The organism is Bradyrhizobium yuanmingense (genome assembly GCF_025200905.1).
In the GTDB taxonomy this organism is placed as follows: domain Bacteria; phylum Pseudomonadota; class Alphaproteobacteria; order Rhizobiales; family Xanthobacteraceae; genus Bradyrhizobium; species Bradyrhizobium yuanmingense.
This window is the reverse complement of record NZ_CP104173.1, coordinates 2,302,740-2,314,908: the sequence shown is the minus strand read 5'-3', so window position 1 is coordinate 2,314,908 and position 12,169 is coordinate 2,302,740. Positions and strand designations below refer to the sequence as shown.

Annotated in this window: 7 protein-coding genes and 1 pseudogene; 2 read left to right on the top strand and 6 right to left on the bottom strand. The window is 64.4% G+C overall.

Annotated features, from left to right (window positions below):
- Nucleotides 1-3: 3 nt before the first annotated feature.
- From N2605_RS10780 to N2605_RS10770, 3 genes and pseudogenes are all read right to left on the bottom strand, one after another.
- Nucleotides 4-3,120, bottom strand: coding sequence for an efflux RND transporter permease subunit (locus N2605_RS10780; protein WP_260346539.1), 3,117 nt, complete (start codon nt 3,118-3,120; stop codon nt 4-6).
- 29 nt (nt 3,121-3,149) lie between these two features.
- Nucleotides 3,150-4,400 (bottom strand): efflux RND transporter periplasmic adaptor subunit, encoded by a 1,251-nt coding sequence (locus N2605_RS10775; RefSeq protein WP_225171805.1) that lies wholly within the window; start codon nt 4,398-4,400, stop codon nt 3,150-3,152.
- Between the two features lie 145 nt (nt 4,401-4,545).
- Nucleotides 4,546-4,761, bottom strand: a pseudogene (locus N2605_RS10770) (CoA transferase); the annotation flags it as partial.
- A 90-nt stretch (nt 4,762-4,851) separates the two neighbouring features.
- Between N2605_RS10770 and N2605_RS10765 the strand changes: the two are divergent.
- Together N2605_RS10765 and N2605_RS10760 are read left to right on the top strand one after the other, a co-directional pair.
- A complete protein-coding gene (locus N2605_RS10765) occupies nt 4,852-5,139 on the top strand; it encodes a hypothetical protein (RefSeq protein ID WP_057027154.1) in 288 nt (95 codons plus the stop codon).
- A 200-nt stretch (nt 5,140-5,339) separates the two neighbouring features.
- Nucleotides 5,340-6,110 carry an SDR family NAD(P)-dependent oxidoreductase gene (locus N2605_RS10760; protein ID WP_260346538.1) on the top strand — a complete coding sequence of 257 codons (771 nt, stop codon included), beginning with the start codon at nt 5,340-5,342 and terminating at the stop codon, nt 6,108-6,110.
- Nucleotides 6,111-6,276: 166 nt separating this feature from the next.
- On the opposite strand, the gene N2605_RS10755 is transcribed toward N2605_RS10760, so the two are convergent.
- The 3 genes from N2605_RS10755 to N2605_RS10745 are packed head-to-tail and all read right to left on the bottom strand — an operon-like array spanning nt 6,277 to nt 12,018.
- Nucleotides 6,277-9,741, bottom strand: a complete 3,465-nt coding sequence (locus tag N2605_RS10755; protein WP_260346537.1) for an error-prone DNA polymerase — start codon at nt 9,739-9,741, stop codon at nt 6,277-6,279.
- Nucleotides 9,738-11,333 carry a Y-family DNA polymerase gene (locus N2605_RS10750; RefSeq protein WP_260346536.1) on the bottom strand — a complete coding sequence of 532 codons (1,596 nt, stop codon included), beginning with the start codon at nt 11,331-11,333 and terminating at the stop codon, nt 9,738-9,740. Before N2605_RS10750 ends, N2605_RS10755 begins: the two co-directional genes overlap by 4 nt.
- Entirely contained in the window at nt 11,230-12,018 is a 789-nt protein-coding gene (locus tag N2605_RS10745) for an ImuA family protein (protein WP_225127263.1), read from the bottom strand. Before N2605_RS10745 ends, N2605_RS10750 begins: the two co-directional genes overlap by 104 nt.
- Nucleotides 12,019-12,169: the final 151 nt, after the last annotated feature.

The window sequence follows — 12,169 nt, the reverse complement described above, 5'->3', positions numbered from 1 at the left end:
CGGTCAGCGCGCGCGGCGGGAGAAGAAGGAGATCAGCACCGGCAAGGTCACCAGAATCACGACCGGCGCCAGCATCATGCCGGTGACGACGACGACCGCGAGCGGCTTCTGCACCTGCGACCCGATGCCTTCCGACAGCGCTGCCGGCAGGAGGCCGACGCCCGCGACCACACAGGTCATCAGCACGGGCCGGAGCTGCAGCTCGCCGGTGCGCACCACCGCGCTCATGCGGTCCATGCCCTCTTCGATCAGCTGGTTGAACTGCGACAGGATGATGATGCCGTCCATCACCGCGATGCCGAACAGCGCGATGAAGCCGATCGCCGCGGAGACGCTGAACGCGGTGCCCGAGATCAAGAGGCCGAGCACGCCGCCGAAGATCGCCATCGGAATCACGCTCATCGCGAGCAGTGTGTCGGTCATCGAGCCGAAATTAAACCAGAGCAGCACGCCGATCAGCGCCAGCGAGATCGGCACCACGATCGAGAGCCGCCGGATCGCGTCCTGGAGGTTGCCGAACTCGCCGACCCATTCCATGTGCGAGCCCGGCGGCAGCTGCACCTGCGCGGCGATTTTGTCCTGCGCCTCGCGGATCGCGCTGCCGAGATCGCGTTCGCGCACCGAGAACTTGATCGGCAGATAACGCTCCTGCTGCTCGCGATAGATGTAGGCCGCACCCGAGACGAGGCTGATGGTCGCGACCTCGCTTAAGGGGATCTGCGTGACGGAGCCGTTCGGCCCAGGCGCACCGATCCGCAAATTCTGGATCGCCTCGGCGCTGCGGCGGTATTCCGGCGCGAGGCGCACGATAATCGGGAAGTGGTGGTCGCTGCCGGGCTCGTAAAGATCTCCGGCGCTGTCGCCGCCGATCGCGACCTTGATGGTCGCGTTGATGTCGCCAGGGGCTAGGCCGTAGCGCGCAGCCTTGACACGGTCGATGTCGATCTGGACGGTCGGTTGGCCCAGCGAGGTGAACACCGCAAGGTCGGTGACGCCCTGCACGGTCGACAGCACCTGCTTGATCTTGTTGGCGGTGTCGGTGAGCGCCTGAAGGTCGCTGCCGAACAGCTTGATCGAGTTCTCGCCCTTCACGCCGGAGACGGCTTCGGAGACGTTGTCCTGGAGATATTGCGAGAAGTTGAACTCGACGCCGGGGAAGCGATCGTCGAGCTGCTTGAGCAGCTGCGCGGTCAGCTCTTCCTTGTCGCGGGTACCGGGCCACTGGCTCACGGGCTTCAGCGGCGCGAAGAACTCGGCGTTGAAGAAGCCGGCGGCGTCGGTACCGTCGTCGGGACGGCCGTGTTGCGACACGACGGATTCGACCTCGGGCCGGGCGCGGATCACCTTGCGCATCTCGTTGACGTAGCTGTTGCCTTCCTGCAGCGAGATGGTCGGCGGCAGCGTGGCGCGGATCCAGAGGTTACCCTCCTCCAGCTTCGGCAGGAATTCGAGGCCGAGCAGCCGGGCGAGCGCGACCGTCATCAGCACCAAACCGACCGCGGCGCCGAGGACGATGTTGCGGTTGGCGACCGCCCAGTTCAGCACAGGCATGTAGAGCCGGTGCAGGATCAGCATCACCTTCGTCTCGGTCTCCTCGACATGCGCCGGCAGGATGATCGCGGACAGCGCGGGAGTCACGGTGAAGGTGGCAAGCAGGCCGCCGGCCAGTGCGTAGGCATAGGTCCGCGCCATCGGTCCGAAGATGTTGCCCTCGACGCCAGAGAGCGTGAACAGCGGCAGGAACGCCGCGATAATGATCGCCGCGGCGAAGAAGATCGATCGCGAGACGTCGGCCGCCGCGCTGAGGATGGCATGGCTCTTCATGCCGAACAGCGTCTCGGGCGACATATGCTCGGATTCCGACATCGGTGTCGTTTGCGTCAGGCGGCGGAAGATCGCCTCCACCATGATCACGGTGGCATCGACAATGAGACCGAAATCGATCGCACCGACCGACAGAAGGTTGGCCGATTCCCCGCGCAGCACCAGGATGATGACCGCAAAAAAAAGCGCGAACGGGATGGTGGCGCCGACGATCAGCGCGCTCCGGAGATCGCCGAGGAAGATCCACTGCAACAGCACGATCAGCAGGATGCCCACCACCATGTTGTGCAGCACGGTGTGGGTGGTGAGCTCGATCAGGTCGCCGCGGTCGTAGATGCGCTCGATGCGCACGCCGGGCGGCAGGATGCTGGAGTTGTTGATGGATTGAACGAGCTCGTGGACGCGCCTGATGGTCGGCGAGCTCTGCTCGCCGCGCCGCATCAGGACGATGCCCTGCACGATGTCGTCGGAATCGTCGAGGCCGGCAATGCCGAGACGTGGCTTCTGACCGACGGTGACGGTGGCGACGTCCTTCACCAGCACCGGATTGCCGCCGGTCTGCGCCACCATGGTATTGGCGAGGTCGTCGATCGAGCGGATCAGGCCGACGCCGCGCACCACCGCCGATTGCTGGCCGATATCAACGGTGTTACCGCCGACATTGACGTTGGAATTGCCGACCGCCTGCAGCAGTTGCGGCAACGTCAACCCGTTAGCGACCAGCTTGTTGAAGTCGACCTGGATCTCGTAGGTCTTGCTCTTGCCGCCCCAGCCGGTGACGTCGATGACTCCCGGCACGGCGCGGAAGCGGCGCTGCAGGATCCAGTCCTGAATGGTCTTGAGGTCGAGCACGCTGTAGTTCGGCGGCCCGACGAGACGGTAGCGGAATATCTCGCCGATCGGGCTGAGCGGCGAGATCTGCGGCTGCACGTTGCCGGGCAGCGGCGCAAGCTGAGCCAGGCGGTTCAAGACCTGCTGCAACGCCTCGTCATAGGTGTAGGCGAAGGAGAACTGGATCTTGACGTCGGAGAGGCCGTAGAGCGAGATGGTACGGATGGTCGTGACGTTCTTCAGACCGGCAACCTGGGTCTCGATCGGGATCGTGATGTAGCGCTCGATCTCTTCCGCCGACAGGCCCGGGCTCTGCGTCACGATGTCGACCATCGGCGGAGTCGGATCGGGATAGGCTTCGATGTTGAGCCGGTTGAACGCGATCAAGCCGCCGATCAGCACGGCGACGAACATGCCGACCATCAGGAAACGCCGGTTGACGGCAAGGGCAACGAGACGATCCATTCAGGTCTTCAATTTTCTTGGGTCGTCGATCAGCTGCCGGACGCCGCGCGGTCGATGAACAAACTGCCTTTGGTGACGATCTGCTCGCCGGGTTTCAGATTGCTGGTGACCTCGACGAGGTTGCCGTTGATGAGACCGATCTTGATCTGGCGCAGCTCGACCGACTTGTCCTCGCGCGCGACCCAGAGGCGGACCTTGTCGGCCTCGTAGATCAGCGCATGCTTCGGCACCGCCGGCGCGGCGCGGTCGCCGGCCGAATAGATCGTGACGTTCGCGAACATTTCCGGCTTGAGCAGCCCGTCCTTGTTGTCGATCGTGGCGCGGACCTGCAGGCGGCGGGTGGCGGGGTCGATCGCGGCAGCAACGTAGTTGATCTTGGCGCTGAACGGACGGCCCGGCAGCGCCATCACATTGACGGTGATGTCCTGCCCGATGCACACCGCGGCCGCATCGCTCTCGCGCACGAAGGCCGTGAGCCAGACCGTGGAGAGGTCGCCGACCACGAAGACCGGATCGCTGGCGCCGGAATTGACGTATTGGCCCGGGCCGATCTTGCGTTGCACGACCGTGCCGGAGATCGGCGAGTAGATCGTGATCTCCCGATCGATGACGCCCTTTTCCTGGAACGTCTTGGTGGCTTCGTCGGTGAAGCCGAGGATGCGCAGCTTGTTGCGCGCGGCTTCCAGCGCCGCCACCGAGGAGCGCATGTCGTTTTGCGCCTGCACCTGGGCCGCTTCCGCCTGCTGGTAATCCTTGAGCGGAATGGCATGGCCCTCGTAGAGGTCCTTGGCGCGCTTGAACTGGATGTCGGAAAGCTCGAGCGCCGACTTCGCCTTGTTCTGCGAGGTCATCGCCGCGATGAAATCGTTCTGGGCCTGCACGGTGTCGGCGGCCTCGATCGTAAACAGCGGTTGCCCTTGCTTCAGCGTCTCGCCGGGCTTGGCGAGCAGCTTGGTGACACGGCCTGCATAAGGCGAGAACACCGGCGTCGAACGATCCTCGTCGACCGCGACCTTGCCCTCGGTGACATACTCGGCCCGGAAGCTCCTGGCGGCGACCGGTTCAATCGTCAGCGTCGCCCATTCGGACGGTGTCGGCGTGAAGGTCTGCGCGTTCCTGCGCGACTGGCTGGAGATCTCGGAGTGCTTTTTTGCCTTCGGGCCCGAAGAGAACAAGCCGTACGCTCCGACACCGGCGCCGGCGACAGCTAGTAAAACTACGGATGCGATCACCCGTTGTTTTGCAATCACGTGCAATCGCTTGGTAATCTCAACTGCCATGGGGCCCGGTCGTGTCTGCGACGATCTCGGCAAATGATTGCCGCATCGGTCGCGCTAATAGTGCCGAATTGGGAGTTCAAACAACCTAAAAAACGCGTCGGCCCTTTCCGTTTGCGTTAAAATTCTGGGACTTGTCAGCTTCATGTCAGCTTCGGCCCGGCCATTGTGCCGAATGACTGCCGAGCGGCATCGCCGGACGGCTCCAATGCGCCGGCGTCTTCGACAGCCGAGCGGAATGCTGCACCGCCTTCAACGTGCCGAAGCCAGATTGCATGTGCTCTATGAACGCAGCATGTACGGCCTGTCCCGGGACATCGGGGGTATTCAATCCGCCCTCGAGCCGACCGAGATTCCACAGCCAGAATGTCGGCGGGGCTCTGCATCGCTGCTTCTCTCCCCGCTCATTTGCTGTACTTTTCGCGACCGTGTCATGATCGCAGAAAGGATTGCAATGGCCGCCATCGATCCCCTCATCGCAGGTGCCGTGTTCATCGCGACGGCGGCCACCGACGCCGTCTATGTCATGTTCACTTCGGCCGTGATCGCGCGCAAGCGCATCCCTGCGGCGAACTGGAGCGCGGTCTGGTACCTGCTCTCCTCTTATGCCGTGATCAGCTACACCGAGAACGCCTTCTACGTTGCCTTTGCCGCAATCGGCTCCTGGGCCGGCGCCTATGCTTCGTTGACCTTCCTGCACCGCCCGCCCGGCGGCCCGCCGGTGGGAGCGGCGCCGGAGTGAAGTCTCTCTGCGTCATTGCGAGGAGCCCTTGCGACGAAGCAATCCAGGATCCTTCCGCGGATGCATTTCTGGATTGCTTCGCGGAGCCTGTCATCGGGCCGCGCTTTGCGCGGACCCGGTGGCTCGCAATGACGACGTGGAGGCTTCTGGGCGCCTCGCGAAACAGCTACACTCGCAGCACCAACAAAAAGGAGCCAACAATGGATCTCGGTCTCAAAGGCAAGAACGCCGTCGTGCTCGGCGGCACGCGTGGCATCGGGCGGGCGATTGCGGCGACGCTGGCCGGCGAAGGCGCCAATGTCGCGGTGTGCGCGCGAAACGCCGATCAGGTTGCGGCCACCGTCGCGGAGCTGAAGGCGGGCGGCATCCGCGCCACCGGCGGCGCGGTCGACGTCACCGACGGCGCGGCGCTCAAAAGCTGGATCGAGGCTGCAGCAAAAGAGCTCGGCGGCATCGACCTGCTATTCTCCAATGCCGGCGCAATGGCGCAAGGGCACGATCCGGCGTCCTGGGAGCAGAATTTCCGCCTCGACCTGCTCGGCGCCGTGCATGCCTTCGACGCCGCCCGACCGTTCCTCGAGACAAGCGGCGCCGGCAGCGGCGATGCGGCCTTCGTGATCATCTCGTCGATCTCCGCGGCGCAGGCGGACACGGCCAGCTCCTACGGCCCGATCAAGGCCGCGCTGATCCACATGGCCAAGGGACTGGCGCGGCAATACGCGAAGAAGAAGATCCGAGTGAATGTCGTGTCGCCCGGCACCGTCTATTTCAAAGGCGGCGTCTGGGAGATGATCGAGAAGAACATGCCGGAGCGGTACCAGGACGCGATGAAGCGCAACCCGACCGGCCGCATGGCAACGCCGCAGGACATCGCGAGCGCGGCGGTGTTTCTGGCCAGCCCGGTGTCGGGATTCACGACGGGTTCGAATTTCGTCGTGGACGGCGCGATTTCGAACAGGGTGAATTTTTGAGGGCAGCTTGCCGAGCTCTCTCTCCTCCGTCATGGCCGGGCTTGACCGGCCATCCACGCACTGCTGCGCACTCCGAAAGACGTGGATGCCCGGGTCAAGCCCGGGCATGACGACTGAGAATGAGGCGCAATCATCGCAACAAACGTCGGCAGCAGCCCGCGCTCGCTCAATGAAAATCCCGCGAGGGCGGCAGGATACGGACGTTGCGGGGGTGACGGATTTTTTGCGCGGGCATGTCCGTAAGCGCGCGAGGGTCTTCGTTCAGCGGTTCGACCACGGTGGCGCCTGCGGGCAGCGGATGCTTGCGGCCGAGCGCATCGTTGGCCAATCCGACCAGATCGTGCGAGCGATCGATCATGCGCTGGGCGATGAGATGCGTCACCTTCTCCGGGCTGCTCTGGATGTAGCCTTCGACCAGGATGAGGCGCGCGCCCATCACTTCTTTCCGGTACTGCTCCATGATCTTGGGCCACACCACGACATTGGCGATGCCGGTTTCGTCCTCCAGCGTCATGAACACGACGCCGCTGGCGCTGCCCGGCCGCTGCCGCACCAGCACTACGCCGGCGCAGCGGACGCGGCGCCGCTCATTCTCATGGCTGATCTCCTTGCAGGCGACGATACGCTCGCGCGTAAACATCTGGCGCAGGAATTCCATCGGATGGCCCTTCAGCGACAGGCGGATGGTCTGGTAGTCCGCGACCACCTGCTCGGCGCGCGGCATCGCCGGCAGCGGTTTTGCGCCTTCGTCCGGCTGCTCGCGCGCGGTCGCCGCCTCGAACAGCGGTAGCGGCACGTCGTCGGGCAGCCGCCGCACCTGCCACAGCGCTTCGCGGCGGTCGAGCCCGAGCGAGCGGAACGCATCGGCATCCGCCAAGAGGATCAGCGCGCGCTTGGGCAGACCGGTGTCGCGGGCGAAATCCTCCAGCGAGGTGAAGGGACGACGGTTACGCGCGGCGACGATGCGGTCGGCCCAATCGGGTACTCTCTCCACACCGTCATTCCGGGGCGACGCGTCAGCGTCGAGCCCGGAATCCATTCCTCCGCCAGGCGTATGCGACGCGATGGATTCCGGGTTCGCGCTACGCGCGCCCCGGAATGACAGCTGAGAGCGTTTCAGCCTCTCTTCATCCTCGTCCAGCCAGTGGAATCCATCGATCTGGCGAAAGCCGAGGCGCACGGCGCAGAATTTGCCGCTTCCCTCCTCCAGTGTGTTCTGCGCAAAGCTGTAGGACACGTCGATGTCGCGCACCTCGACGCCGTTCTTGCGGGCGTCGCTGACGATCTGCGCCGGCGCATAAAAGCCCATCGGTTGCGAATTCAACAGACCGCAGCAGAAGGCGTCGGGATGGTAGTGTTTCAGCCACGACGAAATGTAGACCAGCTGTGCAAAGCTCGCGGCATGGCTCTCCGGAAAGCCGTAAGAGCCAAATCCCTTGATCTGGTCAAAGCAGCTTTTGGCGAAGTTGGGATCGTAGCCGCGCGCCACCATGTTGCCGATCAGCTTCTCCTCATATTGGCCGATGGTGCCGACATTGCGGAAGGTCGCCATCGAGCGGCGCAGGCCGTTGGCTTCCTCGGAGGTGAAATGCGCGGCCTCGATCGCAATACGCATCGCCTGCTCCTGAAACAGCGGGACACCGAGCGTCTTGTGCAGCACCTTGTAGAGTTCGTCCTTGTCGCCATGCTCCGGTGACGGCGAGGGATAGCTCACCTTCTCGAGTCCGTTCCGCCGCCGCAAGTAAGGATGCACCATGTCGCCCTGGATCGGCCCGGGGCGCACGATCGCGACCTCGATGACGAGATCGTAGAAGGTCCGCGGCTTCAGCCGCGGCAGCATGTTCATCTGGGCGCGGCTCTCGACCTGGAACACGCCGAGCGATTCCCCGCGGCACAGCATGTCGTAGACCCTAGGGTCGTCCTGCGGGACGCTCGCCAGCACAAGACGCTCGCCCTTGTGCTGGTCGATCAAGTCAAAGCACTTGCGGATGCAGGTCAGCATGCCGAGCGCCAGCACGTCGACCTTCATCATATGAAGCGCATCGACGTCGTCCTTGTCCCATTCGATGAAGGTGCGGTCGTCCATCGCGGCATTGCCGATCGGCACATAGGTGTCGAGCCGGTCCTGGGTCAGCACGTAGCCGCCGACATGCTGGGAGAGATGGCGCGGGAATTCGATCAGCTCGGTCGCAAGCTCGACCGCGAGGTTGATCATGGGATTGCCGGGATCGAGTCCGGCCTGCCGGACCTGCATGTCGTTGAGGCCCTTGCCCCAGCTGCCCCAGACGGTGTCGGCGAGCGCGGCGGTGACGTCCTCGGTCAGGCCGAGCGCCTTGCCGACGTCGCGGATGGCGCTGCGCGGGCGATAATGAATGACGGTGGCGATGATCGCGGCGCGGTGGCGGCCGTAGCGGCGATAGACATATTGCATCACCTCCTCGCGGCGCGAATGCTCGAAATCGACGTCGATGTCGGGCGGCTCCAGCCGCTCCTTGGAGATGAAGCGCTCGAACAACAGGTCCACCTTGGTCGGGTCGACCGAGGTGATGCCGAGCACGTAGCACACGGCCGAGTTCGCCGCCGAGCCGCGGCCCTGGCACAAAATGTTCTGGCTGCGCGCGTAGTGGACGATATCGTGCACGGTGAGAAAGTAATGCGCGTATTTCAGCTCGGCGATCAGCGCGAGCTCCTTCTTCAGGGTCGCGCGCAGCTTGTCGTCGATCTTGCCGCCGAAATATTTGTCGACGCCCGCCCAGGTCAGGTCCTCCAGATGCCCCTGCGCGGTCTTGCCCGGCGGTACCGGCTCGTCGGGATATTGATACTTCAGCTGATCGAGCGAGAACTCGATTGCGTCCGCAAAGCGCATGGTCTGCGCAATCGCCTCGGGAAAATCGCGGAACAGCCGCGCCATTTCACGCGGCGTCTTCAGGAAGCGCTCGGCATTGGCCTCTAACTTCCGCCCAATCGCCTCGATCGTGGTCTTTTCCCGGATGCAGGTCAGCACGTCCTGGAGCGGACGGCGGCGGGGATCGTGATACAGCACCTCATTGGTTGCGAGCAGCGGCACCTTTGCCTTTGCGGCGAGATCATCGAGCCGCAAGAGGCGACGCTTGTCGTCGCCGCGATAGAGCAGGCTCGCCGCCAGCCACACGCCCTCGGCACGGCTCGCCTTCAGCTTTGCGAGGACATCCAGCGCCCGCGCCAGCTCGAAACGATGCGGCAGCGTCAACACCAGGAGCTGGCCTTCCGAGAATTCCAGGAGATCGTCAAGCCTGAGATGACACTCGCCCTTTTCGATCCGCGTGATGTCATCGCCACGCTTGCCCCTTGTCAGGAGCTGGCACAGCCGGCCATAGGCCGCGCGATCGCGTGGATAGACCAGGATGTCGGGCGTGCCGTCGATGAAGACGATGCGAGCGCCGATCAACAGTTTCGGCTTGTGCAGCACCTCGTCATTGTCGAGCTCCTGATAGGCGCGCACCACGCCGGCAAGCGTGTTGTGGTCGGCAATGCCGATCGCGGGAATCCCGAGCTTGCTCGCCTGATGCACATAGGCGCGCGGATCCGAGCCGCCGCGCAGGAAGGAGAAATTGGTGGTGATGCCGATCTCGGCATAGCTAAGCGTATTCATGCGAAGAGACCGTGCACATACCAGCCGGGAGACGCAGGCTTGCAGTCACCGTCGAACACCTCGCCTTCATAGAGACCGTCGCGAAAGATCCAGAAGCGCAGGCCTTCGGCATCCTCGATGCGGAAATAATCCCGCGTCAGCTGCTTGCCGTCCTGCCGCCACCATTCCATCGCGATGCGCTCGGGCCCCTCTACCCGCACCACCGCATGCAGCGCGCGCCGCCAGGTGAATTGATGCGGCGGACCGTCTGGCACGGTCGCGAACGGCACCTTGATCGGCTCCGGCTTGTCGAACAGCCGCAAGGGACGCAGCGGCGGCTCGCTCGCGACGCGCGCCGGCCATTCGGCCTGCATGGCAGCAGCGAGATGATGCTGCGCCGATGCGGCCAGCACCGCGCTTTCGGGGATGTGGGTATCCTGCGGCAGGTGCACGACGACACGCCTGCCGCCGATCCGCGCGGCGATGCGGTCGATCAGCGCCGCGAGTTCGTCATTGTCGTGGACATGGGCATCGAGATCGCGCTGCTCCTGCACCACGATCTCGGTGCGGCTCGCCGACAACCGCACCATGTCGAAGCCGAAACCGGGATCGAGGGGATCGGCGAGGGCATCGAGCCGCTCGCGGAACAAGCGGTCGACCACGGCGCTTCGCGTCACCGGACGCCCGGTCTCGACCGTAATCGTACGCACCACACCATCGGTGCGGAAGAACGCCGCTTCAAGCCGCCGCGCGCCTTTGCCCTGCTTCTCCATGGATGCGATCAACGTGTCGGCGAGCCGCGACAGCGTCATCGCGATCATGGTGTCGGTTGCGATCGGCTCGGCAAAGCGCTTCTCGACGATGTAATCGGGCAGCGGTTTGCGCGGGCTGATCGGCGCATCACCCTGCCCCAGCGCATGGGCGAGCAGCGTGGAGAAGCGCGCGCCGAACCGCGCCGTGATCTCGGAGGCGCTGCGCGAGGCGACGTCGCCGATGGTCTTCAGCCCGGCACGGCGCAGGCCGGTGGTGATGGCTTCACCCGCACCGAGCGCGGAGACTGGAAACGACCTGATCGCCTCCGCCTCGCCGCCATCGGCCACGATGGTGCCGGATACCTGCCGCGTCAGCGTGCGGGCGCAGACCGAGGTGCCCGCGATCGCCGCGCTGACGGCAAAGCCTTGCCGGTCGAGCGCCCGGACCAATGTCCGCAACAGCGCGGCCTCGCCGCCGAACAAATGCGCACAGCCGGTGATGTCCAGGAACAGCCCGTGCGGTGGATCGAGCGCCACCAGCGGCGTGAAGCGGTCGCACCAATCGGCGATGTCGCTGAGCGTCTTCGTATCGGCCACGGTATCGGCGTCGAACACACGCAAATCCGGGCACATCGCCCGCGCATTGGCCAGCGGTTGGCCGATATACAGGCCGAGGCGCTCGGCGGCCTCGTCCAGCGCATGGATCACCAGCGCATTGTTGTCCTTGATGACGACAATGCTCGGCTCATGGTTGGTTTTACCCAGCCCGGCGCTGCCAAGGAACCGCTGGATCCTGTCGATGGGCAGGCGCGGCAGCCACAGGCTGAGGATACGTCGACGGTTCACTGAACTGGCACTCATCACAATTCCATTCCATGATCCACCGGCCGCAGGGGCCATGACGATTGCGCAAGAGCTCGGCATCGAACACCGGCGCGCCCCAGGCACTCCACACCGAGTCCGGCGGCGAATGCGCCGCACGCAGCATCCATCGTGTCTCCGCGGTCGAAGGCAGCGGCTGCGCGGCCATCCGCAGCAAGAGGCCGGTGACACCGGAGCCTTGCGCGGCCAGCGTCAGCTTGCGGCTCGCCACCAGATCGAACTGCCTGGTCTCGCCCCAGAGCTCAAGCACGACGGCGCCGAGCGCATCGCAGGCGAGCGCATCGGCCGAGGTGCGCAACGCGCTCTCGACATCGGCGGCGCGCACCATCACCACAGGGCGCGGATCGAGGCCGAGCTCGGCAAGCCCACTCATCGACAACGCACCGGTTTCGAACTCCGAAAAATCCTGCCGCACCCACAATAGCGGCCGGCACGCGCTCACGCGTCGCGCAAGGCCCATGACAAAGCCCGTCGCGGCCGCGCCCTGACGCCCCTCACAAAACACCTCGTGGATCGCCGCGCGCGCGAGCCCGCCCTTCAGCGCGGCGTCGGCCGCGCCATGGCCGAGCGCGATGCGATCGCGCGGATGCACGACCTCCGCCGTCTCGATGCGCTCGATCTGGCTACGCAAGGTCGCAAGCGCGCTCATACGTGCGCCGCTCATGCTCGCCGCTCCTCAGAGGTGATTGCCGATGGCTCTCAAAAAGAGAACCAGCGGCTGGCTCATTTGTTCATGATATGTTCTAATATAAAGCTAACGGCGCCGGCAGAGTCAATCGAATTGGCGCATCCAAAGATTCATGAGCGGAATCAAA